Genomic DNA, 21,855 nt, shown 5'->3' with positions numbered 1-21,855 from the left:
GTTATTTCTTATACATAAATGTCTTTAGCTTGCCTGCGTAGCGCTGTTTTGGTAAATGATAATTGCCTCTGCAGGGATGCTGATCTTTTCACCTTCTGCAGCGTAATCGGGTATCTCTGTCGATCCTCCAAATTCTGCGGAAGCAGAATTAAGCAATTTGTGCCATTGTGCACTGTGGCCTGGGATAGTAACTTCTTTAGGCGTGCTGGCGAAGTTCATGATGAACACCAGGTTAATTCCCTGGTTCCAGCGATGAAGGATAACTACCTGCTCATCTTTATGATGATCCACCTCTAATTGCGTTCGATCCAGCTTACTTAGCACAGGGTGTTCTTTCCTTAGCTGAATGAGCGATTTATAGTAGTTGAAAAGGATGCTGTGCGGCTGCTCCTGTGGTAAATGCCATTGAAGCTTGGATTCCTGAAAGGTGCTTTCGGCTACCGGATCTGGTGCTTCTCCTTCTGCATGAAAGGCTGCAAATTCTGCTTTTCGTCCTTTTCTTACTAGTTCGGCTAATTCCTGGTCGGTATGACTTACAAAATACAGGAAGGGGTGGGGTTCGCCATATTCCTCGCCCATGAAGAGCATCGGAATATAGGGGCTGATGAGCACCGATCCTGCCAGAAGTTTTTGCATCTCGAAGCTATGCAGCTGGCTGGTGCGTTCTCCAAGCATACGGTTCCCAACCTGGTCGTGATTCTGCGAGAAGACGATGAATTGTTTTCCGGGATTATTCTCAGCCTTGATTCCGAATGATTTTTTACGGTGAGGAGAGAATTGTCCGTCGTAAACATAAGCGTCTTTGTAAGCTTTGGCGAGGTGATCTACATCTATAAAGTCTGAGTAATATCCATTCCTGTCTCCTCCGGCTGTTACCCGCAGCGCATGGTGGAATTCATCTACCCACTGCGCATCCATCCCGTAACCCTCTTTTTCAAGGGGATTAATGAATTTTGTGTCGTTCAGATCTAATTCTACGATGAGGTAATGTCTTCTTCCTGTTTCCTCCATCAGCTGATCCACATTCTGCTTTATCTCGCGGAGGATGTGTACAGGACTGAAATCTTTGATGGCATGTACAGCGTCAAGTCGCAGTGCATCAATATGGAAGTCACGGAACCACATCAGTACATTCTCTATAAAATATCTTCTAACACCGTCACACCATTCGTCGTCAAAATTTATAGCGTTTCCCCAGGGGGTATTGTATTTATCTGTGAAGTAGTGCCCGAAATCGCCAAGGTAGTTTCCCTCAGGGCCCATGTGGTTGTAAACGCAATCCAGGATAACAGAGATCCCTTTCTTATGGCAGGCGTCTACCAGATGCTGAAGTCCCGCTGCTCCTCCATATGTATTTTGGGTGGCGAATGGAAGGACTCCATCGTAACCCCAATTACGTCCTCCAGGGAATTGGGCTACAGGCATGATCTCTATAGCGTTTACTCCAAGTTCAAGCAGATAGTCCAACTTCTTTTCAATCCCTTCAAATGTGCCTTCGGGACTAAAAGTACCGGTATGCAGCTCGTAAATGATGTATTTGTCGAGATCGAGGTTCTGCCAGTCCTGGTCGCTCCATTGGTAAGTGTTAAGGTTAACAGCAACGGAGGGGCCGTGAACAGTGTCTTCTTGTGCAAGCGAGGTTGGATCTGGTCTGTCTTTCTCTCCGTCGAGGACGAACATATACCGGTCTCCGGCTTTTATCTCTGAAGTGGTTAGAGACCAATATCCGAAATCCTCTTTCAGCAAAGAGATCTTTTTACCAGTCTCCTTTAAAAGAATCTCAACTTTCTCAGCTTTCGGTGCCCATAGAAGCACTTCCGCTTGGCCTTCCTCGTTGAAGTTTACGCCCAAGGTTCTGTTTTTCATTAGATTAAAATGTTTTTTTTGAAATCTGCCTGGCCATGTTAGCGATGCCTGGTTTAGATAATTAAGTCGAGGAAGCATTTTCGGCTTCCCCGACTTAAAAGCTCTTGATAGAGGTATAGGAGCAGTAAAAGGTTTTTATCTTGGTACTATCTGCTTAAATACCATTACAGATCTGCCCTCTACCATAACGGTTTCTTTTGGAGCAAATACTTCTCCTTCTCTCGAGTCATTGATATATCCACTATGGGTATCAATCACTTTTATCCATTCTTTACCGTACCTTTTTGTAGGTAATGCGTATTCTATAGGCTCGTAATGCGCGTTGAATATCACAAAAAAGTGGTCGTCGAGTACAGGTTCTCCTTTTGGTCCAACCGTCCGGATTCCTTTACCATTTAGGAACACGCCGATGGATTTAGCAAAGTTATCACCCCATGCCTCATCGGGCATTTCTGATCCGTCGGGTAAAAACCAGTTGATGTCTTCCACGCCAACACCTTTTATTGGCTGTCCTTTAAACCAGCGACGTCTGCGAAATACCGGATGATGCCTCCGAAAGTGGATTAGTTTGCTGGTAAATTCCAGAAGATCGTTATCAGCATCGGCCCAGTTGATCCATGAAATTTCATTATCCTGGCAATAAGCATTGTTGTTTCCGCCCTGACTTCTGCCTGCTTCATCTCCTGCAACAAGCATTGGTACGCCTTGTGAAATGAACATGGTGGTAAGGAAATTCCTTTTTTGCTTATTCCTTAGTTCAATAATTTCCGGATCGTCTGTTGGTCCTTCTACTCCACAATTCCAGGAGCGGTTATGGCTGTCTCCGTCATTATTGTCTTCGCCGTTCGCTTCGTTATGTTTTTCATTGTACGAAACCAGGTCGTGCAGGGTAAATCCGTCATGTGCTGTAATGAAGTTGATACTAGCCGTAGGTTTACGGTAATCATCTTTGTACAGATCTGAACTTCCGGTAAAGCGTTCGGCAAATTCACCCAGTACACTTTCTTCTCCTCTCCAATAGTCACGGATACAGTCGCGGTACATACCATTCCATTCAGCCCATCCCGGAGGGAATTTACCTACCTGATAACCTCCCTCACCAATATCCCATGGTTCGGCAATTAGTTTTACCTGTGAAATTACAGGATCCTGGTGGATTATATCAAAAAAGGCACTTAAGCGACGCACTTCATGAAGTTCGCGTGCAAGTGTTGATGCAAGGTCAAAGCGGAAACCATCCACATGCATCTCCAATATCCAGTACCTTAAGCTATCCATGATCAAACGTAGCACGTTCGGCAGGTTAGCGTTCAGCGTATTTCCACAGCCTGTATAGTCCATGTAATAGCGCTTGTTATCTTCTACCAGACGATAATAGGAGGCGTTATCAATGCCTCGGAAGCTAAGTGAAGGGCCCATCTGATTTCCTTCCGCTGTGTGATTATACACAACATCCAGGATCACTTCAATTCCTGCTTTGTGCAGTTCCTTCACCATATTCTTGAATTCTATCACTTGCTGGCCGTGAGAGCCGCTACTTGAATATCTTACATCAGGAGCGAAGAAACCGATAGTGTTATAGCCCCAGTAATTGGTAAGGTCTTTTTCGAAGAGGTAACGGTCGCGTACAAATTGATGTACTGGAAGAAGTTCGATAGCGGTAATTCCAAGCTTCTTCAGGTATTTAATTGTTACCGGGTGGGCGATAGCAGCATAGCTCCCTTTTATCTCCTCCGGAATGTCCGGATGCATTTGAGTAAATCCCTTTACGTGTGCTTCATAAATTATTGATTTATGATACGGGATCTTTGGAGCAACATCTCCTTCCCAATCAAAGTTCGGATCTATAACAACACTTTTAGGTATGTAGGGAGCACTATCAGTTTTACTGAAACTTAGATCCTCATCAGGGTGTCCCATTTCATAAGGAAAAAGTGCATCATGCCACTGTACTGTACCGGCAATTGCCTTGGCATAAGGGTCTATTAATAATTTGTTCGCGTTAAACCGGTGGCCTTCTGTAGGCTCGTAAGGGCCGTGCACACGATACCCGTAAAGCTGTCCCGGCTGCATGTCTGGAATGTATACATGCCAAACATGGTGAGTACGCTCCTGGATCTTAATCCGTTCGCTCTCTTTTGAATCGTCGTTACTGTCAAATAAACATAGGTCTACGCCAGTTGCGTTTTCCGCATATATAGAAAAGTTAACACCTTTTCCGTCCCAGGTTGCACCAAGCGGATAAGGACTTCCGGGATATATTAGTCTGCTCATATTGGCAATAAAATGAAAAATGTGTAAGAAATGTTTTACAGATATGCAAGGGTTTTCAGAAGAATTTGAAAACAGGTGTTTATAGCGGAAAGGCATGCGTATAAAAACACCGAACTGCCTGAGCTAATCTTTCTTTTTACAAATAATTGATCCGCAGTTTTACAGGTCTATCCTTTATTCCCCTTTTATTTTAATTAATTTTGCTACGATTATGTCGGATATTATACAGCTTTTACCAGACTCGGTGGCTAACCAGATTGCAGCAGGGGAAGTAGTGCAAAGGCCCGCATCGGCGGTAAAGGAACTTCTGGAAAACTCTATTGATGCTGGTGCTTCTAAAATACAACTGATTGTAAAGGAAGCAGGCAAGTCCTTACTTCAGGTAACTGACGACGGATGCGGTATGAGTATCACAGACGCCCGTATGTGCTTTGAAAGACACGCGACATCGAAAATCCGGCAGGCAACGGATCTTTTTGCAATCCGGACAATGGGTTTCAGAGGGGAAGCCATGGCTTCGATTGCAGCTATTGCACAAGTGGAGCTTAAAACCCGGAAACATGAAGACGAGCTGGGAACCTTAATCTGTATAGAAGGTTCAGAAGTAATTAAGCAGGAACCAGTTTCTGCGCAGGCAGGCACTTCTATTTGTGTTAAGAACCTGTTTTATAATATTCCGGCAAGACGCAATTTTCTCAAGGCCAATTCTGTTGAATTAAGGCATATCATTGACGAGTTCCAACGTGTTGCGCTGGCCCATCCGGAAATCTTTTTTACGTTTCACTCAGACGGGAACGAAATCTTTCACCTTCCGAAGGCCACTCTTAAACAAAGGATTGTCCATCTTTTTGGAAACTCTTACAACCAAAAGCTGGTTCCGGTAGAGGAAGACACAACAATAATAAATCTGAAGGGCTTTGTAGGTAAGCCAGAATTTGCGAAACGTACGCGAGGAGAACAGTTTTTCTTCGTCAACAAGCGATTTATCAGGGATCCATATCTCAACCATGCGATCCTTACGGCCTTTGAAGATCTGCTTCCGGAAGAGACTTATCCTTTGTATGTGCTCTTTATTGAAATAGATCCTTCTAAAATTGATATAAACGTTCATCCCACTAAAACGGAGATCAAGTATCAGGACGAGAAGTCGATCTACGCAATCATCCGTTCTGCTGTTAAGCGGTCGTTGGGGCAATACAACATCACGCCAACTATAGATTTTGATCAGGAAACTGGATTTAGCCACATGATCTCTCAGAAAGCACCTGAAGATATTGTGCCGCCGCAGATCACCTTCAATCCGGATTTTAATCCTTTTGCTGCAGATCAGAAACAAGCCCGGTCTAGTTCTTCGTCTTCATCTTCTTATTTTGAAAGAAGCTTTGGTTCAGACAAGAAGGATGTGAGCAAGAATTGGGGTTCTTTGTACGAGATCGTTCAAACTCCCACGGCCGAGCAGCAGCAAATAGAACTTGAGCCAGGGATCGAGAAAAAGAGTCATAAAACCAGCGATCGTCAAATATTTCAGTTGCATAACCGTTTTATCATTTCACAGATCCGATCAGGTTTCATGCTGATAGACCAGCAGGGAGCACATGAGCGTGTTCTATATGAACGTTTCCTGCAGCAGCTTGATACGCATAAAGGGGCAAGTCAGCAAAGCTTATTTCCTCAAACTGTGACCCTTAGCGCTATAGACTTTGAATTGGTGAGGGAGCTGCTTCCAGATATTCAGTCGCTGGGTTTCCAGGTACGTGAGTTTGGTAAAAATACCGTGGTTGTTGAGGGGATCCCTGCAGACATAAGTGCAAATGTGAGTGAGGTAGAAATGCTTGAACATTTGATAGAGGGTTTTAAAAACAATTTCACGCTCTTGAAATTAAATAAGCGTGATAATCTGGCCCGTACGCTTGCACGAAATGCGGCAATCAAAGCCGGAACGCCATTAACGCAGGAGGAAATGAACAATCTGATCGATCAGTTATTCGCCTGTGAAATGCCTAATTCGTCCATTACAGGGAAACCGGTTGTTATCACTTATGCCATGGACGATCTTTTACAGAAATTTGAAAAATAAAAAGCCGTAATTCGGTATGACATTAAATGAACAGCTATAGATCATCTCCTTTCGATAATATCCCCCCGGTTGTAAAGAACCTCCTTATAATAAATATTATTTTTTTCCTCGCAACTCTGGTTATCAGAAGAGGGGGAGACATGATGCTCGTTGATCTTTTAGGGGTTCATTACTTTGATTCCCCTAAGTTCAGGGTGTGGCAACCCATAACGTATATGTTTATGCACAGCCCGCAAAACTATTTACATATATTATTTAATATGTTTGCGCTATACAGCTTAGGATCAGCAATAGAGTATGTGTTGGGCTCAAAGAGGTTTCTGAACTTCTACCTTCTGACGGGGTTGGGGGCATTAGTACTTCAAATGGCTATTCAGGCTTTTGAAGTGTATTCATTAACAGGGGGAATTACACTGAACCCCGAAACCTATCAGTCGCCAAATCAAGAAGCCTTGCAGAAATTGGGAGAGATCTATTATATTCCGATGTTGGGGGCCTCGGGTGCTATATTTGGAATATTGATAGCCTTTGGAATGCTGTTTCCCAATGCCGAATTGTTTATTATGCTGATACCGATACCTATAAAAGCAAAATACATAATGCCTGTTTATGTACTAATAGAATTATTTTTAGGGGTAAGACAGTTCGCGGGAGACTCGGTGGCACATTTCGCGCACCTTGGAGGCGCATTGTTCGGTTTTATATTGATTAAACTTTGGGGGATCAGACGTCCCGGAGGGTTTTTATGAACAGATCTGTAATTAGCGATTTATGGTATAAAATGGTGCATTCGGGAAGCCGCATGAACTTTTTTATTGGTATCAATACCATTGTTTTCTTGTTTTTTGCAGTGGTGAATGTGGTGGAGTTCCTTTTCCGTATGGAAACGGGAATTATTCCTTTTCTGAAGATAAACCTGGCGCTGCCGGCGTTTATGCCCTCACTGCTTTATAAGTTCTGGACCTTGTTTACGTATATGTTCGTTCACGATGGCCTTTTTCACTTCATCTTCAACATGCTGGCCTTGTACTGGTTTGGACGCATCTTTGAAGACTTTTTGAACGCACGGCAATTCACTTTTACATACATAGCGGGAGGAATAGTTGGCGGCTTATTGTTCATTCTGTTCTATAATGTATTTCCCGGTTATAAAGACTCTATTACCGCAGCGACTGTTGTGGGAGCTTCTGCTTGTGTAATGGCTATTATCGTTGCTACGGCCACTTTGCTTCCTGATTATAATTTACATTTGCTCATCTTTGGAAGTGTTCAGCTGAAGTATCTGGCCTTAATTTATATAGTGATCGATGTAATAGGTATGGCAGGGCTGAATGCGGGTGGAGCCATAGCTCACTTAGGGGGAGCTCTGCTTGGATTCGTTTATATTAAACAACTTAAAGCAGGAAACGACTGGAGTAAAACGTTCCATAAAAAGCCGAAGCTTAAAGTAGTGCACCGGGAAAAGGTAGCTCCCAGGTTTACAAACGACATTCCCGAGCAGGAAGTTATAGACAGGATATTAGATAAAATCTCACAAAAAGGATATCAGAGCCTAACAAAGCAGGAAAAAGAGTTGCTTTTTAAGGCAAGCAATAAGAATGAGGAGTAAAACGAGGAAAAAAAGATCATCTATCGGGTACTTTAGTAAAAGCGTTTTTGTGCTGAATACTATCGCTGCCGTTACTTTGCTCTTGAGTTATCTTGCAGCCTTTATCAACCCCCAAACCTTTTGGCCCTTTGCATTTTTTGGCTTAGCCTATCCCTTTCTGCTGTTAATAAATGTCGCATTTGTTGTTTATTGGCTTTTTAGAAAGGCTAAGTTTGCCCTGCTATCTCTGGCAGTTATTCTGTTGGGTTGGAAGTTTGTTACTGGTAACATAGGCTTCAGAGGCTCTACAGGGATACAAGTACCTAAATCTTCACAAAATTTTATTCGTGTTCTTACCTGGAACGCTCACTATTTCAAGAAGTTTGATTCGGAGAACGATAAGGTGATTAAGGATCAGATGCTGGACGTGATCAGAAATGAACAACCTGATGTATTGTGTATCCAGGAATTCTACTCGAGGAAAAAGGGAGAATTCAATATCCGCAAATCTGTATTGGATATCCTGAATACTGAGCATTACTATCTCGAAAATATTATGGCCAACGATTATGAGGGAATAGGATTGGCTATCTTTTCAAAATACAAGATCAGGAATAAAGGTCAGATAGTATTCCCCAATACAGATGCTGGGAATCAAGTGATCTATTCTGATTTCAAGGTTGGCAATAAAAGCTTCAGGATTTATTGCGTGCACCTTCAATCGATCAAGTTTCAGCCCGAGGATTATGATTATCTTAAGGAGGTTAAACAAGCCAACGCCAATGCCGAGTCATCTAAAAGGATAGGTAGCAGGTTGAAGAATGCTTTCCTTAAACGAGCCGAACAGGCGAAGATACTAAGGAAGCACGCATTGGATAGCGGTTTGCCCTATCTTATTGCAGGTGATTTTAATGATACTCCGGCATCATACACTGTTAATACGCTTTGTAAAGGCATAAAGAATAGCTTCAGGGAAAAGGGTAGCGGATTTGGTGTAACTTATAATGGTGATTTTCCAAATTTCCAGATCGATTATATCCTTGCTTCGAATGATTTCGATGTGAAGAACTATTGTATCATACAGAAAAAGCTTTCTGATCATTATCCCATTCGCTCCGATGTGGAGCTTAAATAATCTGTTCTCCCCATATTTCATCACCTCATTTATTTCTCTATTTTATTAAGTTTGCAAAATGACTAACAGCCTTGTTATTTATAATACACTTACCCGTACAAAAGAAAAGTTCGAACCTTTAAATCCTCCTTTTGTAGGGATGTATGTTTGTGGTCCGACTGTATATAGTGATGTTCATTTAGGTAACTGCCGCACTTTTGTTTCCTTTGATTTGATTAACCGCTACCTTTTGCATCTGGGATACAAGGTAAGATACGTTCGTAATATTACCGATGCAGGGCATTTAGAAGGCGACAGGGATGAGGGAGATGATAAATTTTCGAAAAAGGCAAGGCTGGAGCAATTGGAGCCAATGGAGATCGTACAGCGATATACTATCGGTTTCCATGACGTAATGCGATTATTTAACACTTTACCTCCAAGTATTGAGCCAACTGCTACCGGGCACATTGCCGAGCAGATAGAAATGGTGAAGCAGATCATAGAGAATGGGTTTGCTTATGAACGAAATGGAACGGTATATTTCGACGTAGAGAAGTATTCACAGGATAATAACTACACTATCCTCACCAATCGGAACCTTGAGGAGCTTCTTGCCAATACCCGGGATCTGGGCGGGCAGGATGAGAAAAAGGGCCGTTTAGATTTTGCACTATGGATCAAAGCGAAGCCTGAGCACATTATGCGTTGGCCTTCTCCATGGGGATGGGGATTTCCAGGATGGCATATCGAGTGTTCTGCCATGAGCAGTAAGTATCTGGGGGATATCTTTGATATTCACGGCGGAGGAATGGACCTCGCCGCCACTCATCACACCAATGAAATAGCCCAGTCGCAAGCTTGTAACCATACTTCCCCTGCTAAATACTGGATGCATACCAATATGCTAACCGTTAACGGTGCACGTATGTCTAAATCGGCGGGCAACGGGTTTCTTCCGCACGAGCTTTTTACAGGAAATCACCCCTTATTGCAGAAAGGCTATTCGCCAATGACAGTGCGTTTCTTTATGTTGCAGGCTCATTACCGCAGTACGCTTGATTTTTCGAATGAGGCATTAGAGGCTTCAGACAAAGGCTTCAAACGTTTAATGAACGCGATCGACCTGTTGGATAAGCTTAAACCTTCTGCTTCCTCAAATGTGAACGTAGCAGACATCCGTAGAGCTTGTTACGATGCTATGAACGATGATTTCAATAGCCCGGTAGTGATAGCCCAGCTGTTTGAAGCTGCACGGATCATCAACGGGGTTTATGATGGAAAGGCGCAGGTGACACAAGAAGATATTGATGCTTTGAAGTTGCTAATGGACGACTTTGTATACGATGTGTTGGGTCTTAAAGTGGAGAAAGCGGAAACGGATGACATAGGTAAGATCATGGAGTTTATTATTCAGCTTCGTTCAGAGGCTAAAGCCAATAAAGATTACCTAACCTCAGATAAAATAAGAAATGGCCTTCAGGACCTTGGAATCCAGCTAAAAGATAGCAAAGAAGGTACAACCTGGACAAAGGCCTAAGTGAATCGGTATATCCTAAAGATGCGAGGCTTCGTCACCTTTAGGATATACCCACTCTAGCTAACAAAACAATTTCCTGCTTTTTGAAGTAGTACCTTTCAAGTAAGATAAATCCTCCCGGCTGGTTTGTCTTCTATGATGAAATATTATTCTTGATGAAATCACTCTCAGTTATTACTTTTCTTCTGTTTTTTTTAACAACTGCATATTCTCAAACCACAGTAAAGGTTAGTCAGATCCTGAATAATGAGAGCAATTTCGCGGCTCTGGTTAGCCAGAAAGGCTTGAAGAAGGCCTTTTTGAAAGTTTCTGACAAGAAGACCATAGTTTTCAGGCCGGAACCAGTGAGCGCTGTGAAATACTACCGCAATCAGCCTGATAGTTTAGGATACATGAGTTGGGAGCCCGAGTTCGCAAGGATCTCCAAAAGCCTTGACTGGGGTTTCTCCACAGGTCCTTTTATTTTCAAAGAAACTGTGGACGGTCCTGCCAAGTACTATGGGACTTATGTTTCGATCTGGAAAAAGAACGATAAGGGAAAGTGGAAGCTAGCGGTAGACCTTGGAGTATCTCATAAGAAGCCAGCAAAGAAGGGAGCAATGAACTTTGCCAATCCTGTTGACGAGAAGTTTGTCCATCAGCGTTCGAAAAATCGCTTGCAGCAGCGAGAAGACATTGTTTTCAGCTCTGATAAATTACTAAGTACGATTGAAAAGGCGAATAATAAGATTGCTATGAATGAATTCCTTTCGGAAAACTGCCGCCTTATTTTGCCTGATTATGAGCCAATCATTGGTAAGAAAGCTATAATGGATTTCTGGGCAAAGAAGGATTTCCGTGAGAATTCAACTCCTCTTAAAGTAGATCGTGCTTATAGTGGCGAGTTTGCCTTCACACAAGGTGACGCTACTATATATACCAAATTAGGGCCAAAGAAGTATCATTATATACGCATTTGGGAAGTTCAGCCTGGTTATAAGTGGAATATTATTCTACAGATCTACAGTGAGGCAGGGGAAGTTGCTCCAAAGGAAAAAGAGATTGAAAATTAAACAAATGGCTTTGCCTTGTTTGCCTGTGTAAGTTTTTTTAAAAAAGCCTTTTTATTAATTCCTCGGTAGTAATACCTTCGGCTTCAGCCTTATAGTTCCTTACTATCCTATGTCTTAAAATAGGTTCTGCTATGGCCTGTACGTCTTCAATGTCGGGAGAATATTTCCCGCTTATTGCTGCATGACATTTAGCTCCAAGAACAAGGAATTGAGATGCTCTTGGTCCGGCACCCCAACTTAAAAATTTATTGACATCGGCTGTGGCAGTTGGGGTATTAGGTCGAGTTTTAGCTGCCAATCCAACTGCATATTCCAGTACGTTATCTGTAATAGGAACGTTCCTGACGAGTTTCTGGAAGTACATGATCTGTTCTGCATTGAGGATCTTTTGCAGATCGAACTGTTTATTCGCTGTTGTATTTTTTACCACTCTTACCTCGTCCTGAAATGATGGATAGGATAAGAACACATTAAACATAAAGCGGTCTAACTGCGCTTCGGGAAGGGGGTAGGTTCCTTCTTGTTCAATAGGATTTTGGGTTGCAAGAACAAAGAAGGGTTTGGGAAGAGGATAGGTTTGCCCCCCAACGGTAACGATCTTCTCTTGCATAGCTTCGAGAAGGGCTGCCTGGGTTTTTGGAGGAGTCCTGTTAATCTCATCCGCAAGGATAATATTGGAGAACACCGGGCCTCTGATAAATTTAAAAGAACGGTCTTCTCCAAGTATTTCGCTACCGACTATGTCTGATGGCATTAAGTCGGGCGTGAATTGTATACGATTGTAGCTCAAGTCGAGCACCTGCGCTACCGTATGAACCAAAAGAGTTTTTGCCAGGCCAGGTACTCCGACCAGTAAACAGTGGCCATTACTGAATATAGAAATTAATACAGACTTCACTACATCGTCTTGTCCTATAATGACATTTCCGATTTCTTCTCTGATCTTTTTGTAAGATGCACTAAGTGCATCTATTGCTTCTATATCCGATTTGTAGGTCATATTTAGTTGGTGGATGTCCAGAGTTTTAAGCTCGAGCAAGACTGAAATTCAGGATCAATCTTGACATATGTCGACTTACGTTTCTTTTCAAACCACTCACTAGCCTTTTTGTTCAGTTTGTCCTGATATGCATCTTCCTTCAACTTAGGGAAATCCTGATCCAGATTAGCCTGGTGAGGTTGCGTTTTAGATTTCAGGTAGAAGAACCTGTATCCTTGTTTACCTTCTTTTGAGGTGAATAATTCGGGTTTAGAGTAAGTTCCAACCTTCATTGTATCAACAGTAAGGAATACAGAAGGATCCAGTTTATCTGTAGGGATATATGTAGTACGGCTGGAAACTCCTTCGGAGTTTAACAGCATACCACCACTAAATTTAGTGTCGTTGTTATCGGAGAATAAAGACGCAGCCGTAGCAAATGGCAATTTCCCTGCCACAACGTCTCTGTGAATACTATCGATATGAGCTTTAGTGCGGTCGAGACTAGCATTTGTTGGCTCAGTTTTTATTAGGATGTGACGAGCATGAACCTGTTCTCCGCGTCTTTCAACTACTTGCAGAACGTGAAAACCATATTCTGTTTCAAAAACCGGGGAAATCTCTCCTGCTTTAAGTTTGAAAGCCATCGCACTGAACTCTTTAACCATTGCCGTTCTGTCGAAGAAGCCTAGGTCTCCACCTTCAGGTGCCGAGCCTGGATCCTGTGAATAAACACTTGCAAGGGTCTCAAAGCTTTCTCCTCCTTTTACACGAAGCCTTAATGACTCTGCTTTATCCCGGAAGCTTTCTTTCTCTTGTTTTGTAAGCTTTGGATGAATTACAATTTCGCCGATCTCAACTTCTGTATTATAGTAGGGCAGACTGTCTTTAGGAATAGAATCGAAGTAACGTTTAACTTCAAGAGGAGTTACTGCAACGTTCTCTGTGATTTTAGAACGCATTTTTTCCGCGATCATTTGTTCACGAACGTCTGGCCTGATTTCATCTTTATATTGCAATACCGATCTGTTCAGGAATTTTTCTAATCTCTCCTGACCTCCTGCTCGCTGAACAAAAACACGCATACGACGATCAACCTCACCGCTTACGTCATCATCCGTAACTGTTACGGAGTCAATAACAGCCTGTTGAGACAATAGTTTCTGTGTTAGCATTTGTTGGACCAGGTAGCATTTAACTTCCGGGTTTTCGGAGTTTCCCTGCAAAATGTAATTGGCGTAATCTCTTTCTATATCCGATTGCAAGATGACATTGTCGCCTACAACAGCTACGATTTTATTTATAGACCGTTGCGCGTATATGTTAGTAAGTGAGGTAATTAAAATTGCAATAACCCCTAGAATTTTTCTCATTCTCTCTATTAATAATTATGCCCTTCGGCAGGTTTTTACGTGTTAATCCAGAATCCCGCAAAATTATCAGAATAATCTATTATTCGATCATTTTCTGAAATATAAGCTACGGGACGCTAAGGTAAGTGGATTTCTTCTGCCATTTATAACGAAAACTTTATTTAACTATTTTTAACAGGCCTATTTATTGTGCAAAAACTTGAATGTTCGGTCTCCAAGCATGTGATGAAATCCTTAATTTTGGTGGGAGATGAGTGAATTAAGAGCAGAACACAGTATAGCATTACGTTTTTTAATCACGGAAGAGCTTTATTTGGTTGACCCGATTGAGTCTTTGACGGCCCTTGCAGGGGGACAGGATAGTACAAGTGTTACGGCTCCGGTTCAATTGGCGGCCGTTGAAGATATAGCAGCTTTTGATTATCTGGGTGAAAACAACAAGTACTTTGCAATTCTTGTGAATTGTCCGGGACAGCAGTATATGCCTGCTAAAGAGCTCGAAGCCCTTAAAAGTATTCTTGCTGCTAAAAAAATGGATATACAGGACGTTGCCCTGGTGAATTTGAATAAATATCCCTCTGCCAATATTCATCATCTTAAAACATTCCTTGCTTCTAATCGCGTTGTTATCTTTGGTGTTAATCCTCAGCAACTACAATTGCCGGCGTTTCCACTGAATCAGATATCTGAACATGAGGGGCTGAAAGTGCTTGTTACTTTCGCGTTCTCGGAGATGATGACTGATGTGGAGAAGAAGAAAGCTTTCTGGAATGTAATGAAAACGTTTTAATAATTTGGTTTCGACCGTAAATCTTAAAGATGCAGACCCTGGTATTTTCGACGAATAATAAACATAAGCTTGAAGAGGTACAAGCGCTCGTGGGCGACAAGTTTCAACTGATGACCCTGGAAGAAATAGGCTGTTTTGATGATATTCCTGAAACCGGTATTACTTTCGAAGCTAATGCCTCTCAAAAAAGTCATTACATCTACGAACGTTTTCAACTTAATTGTTTCTCAGACGATTCGGGTTTAGAAGTAGATGTTTTAAATAAAGAACCAGGTGTTTTTTCTGCACATTATTCGGGCTCCCGCGACTCGGAGGAGAACCTTCAGCTTGTATTGAAAAAGATGGAAGGGAAGGAGGAGCGATCGGCACGTTTCCGCTGTGTTATTTCCTTGATCCTTAATGGCCAAGAGCATTTTTTTGAAGGCAGTGTTGAAGGTGAAATTACCCAAATTAAGGGAGGATCCGCAGGCTTTGGATATGATCCTATTTTTAAGCCAGCTGGTTATGATCGTACTTTTTCCGAAATGAGTAGCGAAGAGAAAAATAATATAAGTCACCGTGGAATTGCTATTCAAAAAATGGTCGAATTCTTAAACTCTGTAACTAAAGATTAAGCTATCATTTGCGTTGCTACCTCTTCTATTTCCTTCTACTTAAAGTGAATTAATCTTTTTTTGATTTTATTTCTGCTTTGTTGGGCGCTAATCCTATATTTACGCCAACGACTCACAGCTATTTTTATTTTAAATAGTTCCGGTTCTCGCCGGATTTTTACCATTTAGAATAGGGGAAAATAGCCGTATTTATTTTTATTGTTTTTTAGGGTTTAGATGAGGCCCTAAAGGTATTTTATTAACCTTTTAATTCGCAATTAGGCAGGAAAATGAACTTAAACACTCGCCTTATCCTAATTTTTGCCGGCATTTTTATGCCTTTGCTTTCAATGGCTCAGTATTACGGCAATTACTCTTATCGAAAGCAGCTCACGCTAAATACGACAACTTACGTTAGCGGAAATGCCGACCTGATCAATTTTCCGGTTTTGATATCCATTACTGACAATGATCTGATCCGGCAGGGGAAGATCACTGATAAGTTAAAGTCGGCCACGGCAAATGACATTGCTTTTACTGATGCTGCCGGAGATCAAAGCTCTGAACTAAATTATCAGATCGAGAGTTACGACGCCGCTACAGGTACATTAAAAGTGTGGGTGAGAATACCAACTTTAAAAAAAGCCTCTAACAATGTCCTTTACTTCTATTTCGGATCACCAGCTCCTCCTGCACATCCTGCTGCCAAGGATACCTGGACATCTGACTATAAGGCTGTTTTTCATTTTAATGAGGGCTCGGTTTCGACTACGAGCGGGGGAGTTATCAATGGTGTAGGTTCGAATAACGGAACACTGAGTAGTAATACTGTTACTTTGGAAGAGGGGAAAATTGGAAAGGGGTATAGGTTTACTGGGAGCCAGAATATAGTGACGGCTTCATCGGTGGCGTCTAGTAATACTAGATCACCATTTACAATGTCTGCCTGGATTAAGCCGGCAACTGTCGGGCCTGGGATTGACCAGAAAGTCATGTCCAACTTTGACGGCAATAATAAGGGCTTTAAAATGGGTCTTTATTATAGCGATAATAAGACCAAACTTGAGTTAGAGCACTCCTATGGAGGCTTTGGAAATAAAACAAGAGATCTTCCAGGGGGTACTGACTTGAAAGCAGACGAATGGTATTTTGTGCAAACAGTTGGAGAAGGAGAGACTAATGCAAATATCCGCACCTATGTGAACGGCGTCTTGGACCGTTCGAATGCTGCGGGGAGCGATGGTAATCTTGGTTCTTTGTTATACATAGCTTCTGGAAGTCCTTCAGAGGGCGCAGACCTTCGTTATTTCAAAGGAATGATTGACGAAGTTCGCGTTTCTGGTGTCGCCAAGTCTGCAGACTGGATTAAAACGGAATATAATAATCAAGCGGGTATTAGCGGCACGCCATTTATCAAAACTTACGGTACTGTAGAGGTTTTAGCGTCGCAACCGACCGCGCCTGTTGATGTTGATGGTGCAACAAACGAAATTTCAGAGTTTACTACGGATGGTGCTACGGTTGGTTTAACCATACATTCATCCCCTAATACACCGACAAACAACGAGCTTGTCACCTATTACCTGGAAGATGATGCCGGAGGCCGTTTCGCTATCAATTCCACAACAGGTGTTGTTACGGTGGCTAATGCCGGGTTAATAGATTATGAAAATAGCACCTCGCACTCCATCACCGTTCTGGCTTATAATACCTACACCACGTCTTCAGCTTCCTTTGTAATTAATGTCAAAAATGAAACAGAGGAGTTTGCTGCACCGAAGGATGTTAATCCTGATCCAAATACTGTACCTGAAAATTCAGCGGCAGGTACTACTGTCGGAGTTAAGGCCTCGGCAGAGAATGGAGGTAAAGCAGTAGTTTATTCTTTGACTGATGATGTTGGTGGTCGTTTTGCGATCGACGCTAACTCAGGGTTGGTTACTGTTAAAAACGGTTTGCTGATTGACTACGAAGCTAACCCATCATACACCATTATTGTAAAGGCAACCAGTGATGGCGAGGAAAAGAGCTCCTCGTTTACGATTACTGTAACAGATGTATTTGAGGCTTCGACAGGTAATAGTTACAGCAATTATCTGTACAGGAAGAAATTAACGCTGAATGCCAATAATTATGTAAGTGGTTCGGGGGAACTGACAAACTTTCCTGTCCTTTTGGAAATCCACGATACAGATTTAAAGCATACTGGAAGTGCCAGCGATAAAGTTAAATCGGCCACGGCAAACGATATTGCTTTTAAGGAAGTTTCCACGTCGCAAATTTCTGGAGGTGAGCTCAGCTATCAAATAGAAAATTATGATGCAGCTAACGGCATTCTGAAGGTTTGGGTTAAAATTCCAAGCTTGAAGAAATCGATTAATAATGAGATTTACCTGTACTTTGGTTCAAGTAATCCGACCACTCATTCATCCCAGGACACTTGGGGATCAGATTATAGGGCTGTCTTTCACTTCAATGAAAGTACTTATACAACAAAACTAGGTGGCATTAAAGATGGTAAAGGATTGAATAATGCTACACTTACAAGTAATACAAATAACCTAACTTCCGGGATAATAGGAAGTGCTTATAACTTCAATGGCAGTGAGGTTATTAAAACAATAAATGAGCTACCGACTACCACCAACTTTACTATTTCGGCCTGGATTAGCCCTTCGGAAGTAGGAGTAGACAGAAAAGTCTGCTCCAATCAGGGAGGAGATGGGAAGGGATATAAAATGGGGGTATATAGCGATAGAACAGCCGAATCTGAATTCAATCTGGGACACAATTATAGCACAAGACATATAGGTAGCCCTGCCCCTCTTAGCACGGGTAATTGGTACTTCCTGCAAACAGTGATGGATGGAACTGACCTCAAAACTTATCTGAACGGTCAGTTATACCGCTCCCAATCCGTAAATAATAGCGGAACGGTAGGTTCTTTTTTGTATATCGGGAATGGAGCTCCGAATGAGAACTCGCAATTTGATTACAAGTTTCGCGGTCTCATCGACGAGTTCCGCGTCTCCTCTGTTGCCAAAAGCCCCGATTGGATTGCCACTGAATATAACATTCAGCGTTATCCATCCAACCTTGGTACGGGTTTAAATGGAGGATCTACCTTCATAAGCTCATATGGTTCTTTAGAAAATGTTAATTCCGCTCCTTCCACCCCAACAGATATCAGCAGTCTCCCCAACGAGGTTCCTGAAAATTCTGAGAATGGCACTTTGGTAGGACTTACAGTTTCTGCGGTAGACCCTGATCAAAACCCTGTAACTTATTCCTTAACTGATGATGCTGGAGGAAGATTTACCATCAATTCATCTACCGGTGTTGTTTCTGTTGCAAATAAAGCCTTATTAAATTACGAGAAAGCTCAATCTCATACAATTACTGTTCAGGCTTCAGATGGTTATTATACTTCGAGCCAAACCTTTACTATAGCTCTGCTGAATGTGGATGAACCTTTGTCAGATATTGTTGATAAAAATGCAGCTGTTAATGTTGTTTCTGAGAGTGTGAGAAAAGGTGCTGTTGTTCCGATCACTGCCTATGCAGAACACCAGGGAGCTCCTTCCGTAAGTTTTACCCTTGTAGATGACGCCGGCGGAAGGTTTAAGATCGATCCAACAACTGGCGTTGTAACTGTTGCGTCAAGTCTTGATTTCGAAACTGCTAGCTCTCACACTATTACTGTTAAGGCCGACGACGGTACCAAAACAATTACACAGGACTTTACTATTTCGGTTACAGACTTTAATGAATTTAGTACCAAATACGCCTTCATAAAAACTGTTAATTTAAATAATGGCGATTTAGGGATTAGTTCCAGCCTGACTAATTTTCCTGCGTTGCTTACTATTCAGGATGATAATCTAAAGTTATCAAATAACTGTGTGGGCGCGGTCAATTCATCATCCTATCCAGATATTGCCATTGTTGATCCTAGCTATCCCGAGCAGCTCAATTACGAGATACAAGGGTACGATGCCATTACTGGGACGATTAGAGTGAGAGTAAAACTGCCGAGTTTAAGCGCTACTCCAAACAGCATCTACGTTTATTTTGGTACTGAGGTGGCGGATGCTACCCATACACCGGCTTTTACTGCCGCTACGTACATCGGTGAACCATCAAGTCCAAGTTCTGATTGGAATACAGCTAAAACCTATATTGAAGGCCACCAGTCGGTCTATACCAGCAATGGAAGTTTAGAGGTTGACTATGAAAAAGCCGAATTAATGCCGGGAGCTCTAACCTATACCTGGACTGGTGCAGTTAGTACAGACCCAAGCGCCGCCGGTAATTGGACCTGTACCACCAGTGGAGAAGATAAATTACTTCCAGCGAATAATGGAAATGTGACACTCGTTATTCCTGCCGGAGCATCCACGTTTCCAGTGCTAACCGCGGATCTCAAGGCCTACGGGTTAACCATTGCGTCGGGTGCAAGCTTATCCTTAAATGGTAAGGAACTGTATGTTAAATGTGACTTCTACAATAATGGAAGTTTACTCTATAACGATAAAAATAGTTCTGCGCTTAATTTCAACGGAGCCTTAACGGAGCAAAAATACATCGGAAACGCTACCACGAATGGGCAGGTTGGAAAGCTTGTAATAAATAATTCAGGGGGAGACGTTACTTTATCCGGCGGAGGACTGGACGTTTACTATCTGGTAGAGATATCAAGAAATACCCTGAATTCAAATGGATTTTTAAATCTAAAAGCAAGTGCTACAACAACAGCGGCCGTTGCACCTTTACTTAGTGGTACTTCAATCGTCGGCAATGTAAATGCTGAGATCTTTTTTACAGGCGGCGGTTATGAAATGCGTGGGGCAAGATCATTCTCTTCCCCTGTTAAAGAAAGCAGTAGTTCAACTACTTATCAAAAGTTGCAACAATCAATGATCATTACTGGACCTGGAGGAGCAAGTAATGGTTTCGATCCTGGAGGAGCTTTGAGGCCCGATGCTGCTACTTTAACCAGGTATTGGGAACCAGCTAAGGTTACGCAATCGCAGTTTGTTGACGTTGCCAATATTAAAGAGGCCTTGCCGCCTGGCTTCGGAGTATTTGTCTACTATCGCGGTGACAGAAGTGGTTACACCAGGGAAAACTCTACAAGTTCTTATAAGCTTAAAGAGCCTTTTGCTAATCCAGAAAGTACGGCAGTAAGGCTGGAAGGTACCTTAAACCAAGGCGATGTTCGAGTGGATTTTACATTCACAGATAATAAAGAAACAGCCCGGGATGGTTTTAACCTGATCGGAAATCCTTACCAGGCGGTGATTGACTGGGAAACTGTGGAGAAATCTGGAGTGGGTACCCAATTGGTGGTTGCAAAGCCTAAGGGAGGATTTGCAACATATTTGAATGGCGTTACTGTAAACGCTTCCGACAAATCCACCTACACTGGTGGCACTCTTCGTTACATCCAACCAGGCTTAGCTTTCTATGCTAAAGCCACAGGTTCCGGATCTTACGTGAAGTTCAAAGAGAGTGACAAAGTAATATCAACCGGTACAGAAACCCCGGCTAAACTTCTGTCGACCCGCCAAAGTGACTTGTCGATATCAATACCTGGAGTAGAAAAGCCCTCAGTTAAGGCAATTTCATCCACTAAGATTTTAAGGATGAATCTCGAAGGTAAAAGCAATATAGAGGAAGCTGTAGTGTTATTTAACCCGAGCTTTAACTCTAAGGCAGTAGTTAATGAAGATGCAACAGCCTTCGGTTCCAGCACAGTAACATTCAGCAGCCTTTCTTCTGATAATGTTAGATTAGTGATCAACGCTTTGCCTTCACCAACTACAACCACTATTATTCCCTTAAATGTGAACGCAGAGAGTACAGAAGATGTAAAATTGAGCTTTACAGATCTTTCCGCCCTTGGCAATTCTCAAATGGCGCTGGTGGATAATTACCTGAACAAGACCGTGGAAGTTACTTCTACTAGTGTAAGCTATCCTTTCACAATTGATAAATCTGTTGCAGCAAGCTATGGAACGGGAAGGTTGAAACTTATCATCAGTCCTCCTTCAGTCCTCCCACTCCAAAAAGGAAGCTTCGTAGCTAAAAAGCAAAACAATGAAGTGAAGTTGTCATGGACAACACTTTCTGAAAATGGGTCTAAAGAATTCCTCATCGAAAAGTCTTTAAACGGTCTTGAATTCACTGAGCTCAACCGTGTTAAAGCATCAGGAACATCCTCTGTAAAGAGAACATATAGCCTAAGTGATCAAAATCCAGCTGAAGGTATTAATTACTACAGGCTTACATTACTAAATGAAAACGATGAATCTGCCTACACTTCACTGGCTTTTATAAACTATAGCCTGAAAAACAACGCTAAAGTCTCTCTTTATCCAAATCCAGCCAGCAATGTATTGAACGTTGTAATCGATAAAGCCTATTCGGTTAAACATTGGAGCATAGTGAGTCCGGAAGGCAAAATTATCCGACAGAAGCAAGTGGATAATAATCATATGCTGCCTTTGAATGTAGCAGACCTGAAGCCAGGTGTGTATATACTTGATTTGAGAGGTGAAGTTTCTGAGATCATAGCAAGGTTAAAATTCATCAAAAACTAGACTTAGC

The 21,855-nt window shown here is 42.2% G+C and carries 13 protein-coding genes; 9 read left to right on the top strand and 4 right to left on the bottom strand.

Going from position 1 to position 21,855, the window contains the following annotated elements:
• Positions 1-24: 24 nt before the first annotated feature.
• Both treZ and glgX read right to left on the bottom strand, forming a co-directional pair.
• The gene (gene treZ / locus J4N25_RS23210; RefSeq protein WP_207424254.1) at positions 25-1,866 is read right to left on the bottom strand and encodes a malto-oligosyltrehalose trehalohydrolase; all 1,842 of its coding nucleotides are present in this window, start codon (positions 1,864-1,866) and stop codon (positions 25-27) included.
• A gap of 135 nt (positions 1,867-2,001) precedes the next feature.
• The gene (gene glgX / locus J4N25_RS23205; RefSeq protein ID WP_207424252.1) at positions 2,002-4,140 is read right to left on the bottom strand and encodes a glycogen debranching protein GlgX; all 2,139 of its coding nucleotides are present in this window, start codon (positions 4,138-4,140) and stop codon (positions 2,002-2,004) included.
• Positions 4,141-4,351: 211 nt separating this feature from the next.
• Between glgX and mutL the strand changes: the two genes are divergently transcribed.
• The 6 genes from mutL to J4N25_RS23175 all read left to right on the top strand — a co-directional run bounded on the left by mutL (position 4,352) and on the right by J4N25_RS23175 (position 11,511).
• Positions 4,352-6,217, top strand: coding sequence for a DNA mismatch repair endonuclease MutL (gene mutL / locus J4N25_RS23200; RefSeq protein WP_207424250.1), 1,866 nt, complete (start codon positions 4,352-4,354; stop codon positions 6,215-6,217).
• Between the two features lie 26 nt (positions 6,218-6,243).
• On the top strand, positions 6,244-6,966 hold the full coding sequence (locus J4N25_RS23195) for a rhomboid family intramembrane serine protease (protein ID WP_207424248.1): 723 nt from the start codon (positions 6,244-6,246) through the stop codon (positions 6,964-6,966).
• The gene (locus tag J4N25_RS23190; protein WP_207424247.1) at positions 6,963-7,826 is read left to right on the top strand and encodes a rhomboid family protein; all 864 of its coding nucleotides are present in this window, start codon (positions 6,963-6,965) and stop codon (positions 7,824-7,826) included. The genes J4N25_RS23195 and J4N25_RS23190 overlap by 4 nt, the downstream gene beginning before the upstream one ends.
• Positions 7,816-8,940: an endonuclease/exonuclease/phosphatase family protein gene (locus J4N25_RS23185; protein WP_207424245.1), complete on the top strand. Its 1,125-nt coding sequence runs from the start codon at positions 7,816-7,818 to the stop codon at positions 8,938-8,940. The genes J4N25_RS23190 and J4N25_RS23185 overlap by 11 nt, the downstream gene beginning before the upstream one ends.
• 58 nt (positions 8,941-8,998) lie before the next feature.
• Positions 8,999-10,459, top strand: a complete 1,461-nt coding sequence (cysS, locus tag J4N25_RS23180; protein WP_207424243.1) for a cysteine--tRNA ligase — start codon at positions 8,999-9,001, stop codon at positions 10,457-10,459.
• A gap of 155 nt (positions 10,460-10,614) precedes the next feature.
• Entirely contained in the window at positions 10,615-11,511 is an 897-nt protein-coding gene (locus J4N25_RS23175; protein ID WP_207424241.1) for a Cif family virulence factor, read from the top strand.
• 37 nt (positions 11,512-11,548) lie between these two features.
• On the opposite strand, the gene J4N25_RS23170 is transcribed toward J4N25_RS23175, so the two are convergent.
• Both J4N25_RS23170 and J4N25_RS23165 read right to left on the bottom strand, forming a co-directional pair.
• On the bottom strand, positions 11,549-12,511 hold the full coding sequence (locus J4N25_RS23170; protein WP_207424239.1) for an AAA family ATPase: 963 nt from the start codon (positions 12,509-12,511) through the stop codon (positions 11,549-11,551).
• Positions 12,512-12,513: 2 nt separating this feature from the next.
• Positions 12,514-13,863, bottom strand: a complete 1,350-nt coding sequence (locus tag J4N25_RS23165; RefSeq protein ID WP_207424237.1) for a peptidylprolyl isomerase — start codon at positions 13,861-13,863, stop codon at positions 12,514-12,516.
• Positions 13,864-14,113: 250 nt separating this feature from the next.
• Between J4N25_RS23165 and J4N25_RS23160 the strand changes: the two genes are divergently transcribed.
• From J4N25_RS23160 to J4N25_RS23150, 3 genes are all read left to right on the top strand, one after another.
• Positions 14,114-14,653: a hypothetical protein gene (locus tag J4N25_RS23160; RefSeq protein ID WP_207424235.1), complete on the top strand. Its 540-nt coding sequence runs from the start codon at positions 14,114-14,116 to the stop codon at positions 14,651-14,653.
• A 29-nt stretch (positions 14,654-14,682) separates the two neighbouring features.
• A complete protein-coding gene (gene rdgB / locus J4N25_RS23155; protein WP_207424233.1) occupies positions 14,683-15,267 on the top strand; it encodes an RdgB/HAM1 family non-canonical purine NTP pyrophosphatase in 585 nt (194 codons plus the stop codon).
• 269 nt (positions 15,268-15,536) lie between these two features.
• Positions 15,537-21,848, top strand: a complete 6,312-nt coding sequence (locus J4N25_RS23150) for a DUF2341 domain-containing protein (RefSeq protein WP_207424231.1) — start codon at positions 15,537-15,539, stop codon at positions 21,846-21,848.
• Positions 21,849-21,855: the final 7 nt, after the last annotated feature.

This window comes from Desertivirga brevis (assembly GCF_017355835.1).
Note: the sequence above shows the minus strand (reverse complement) of the source record. Positions and strands in the feature narration are given on the sequence as shown.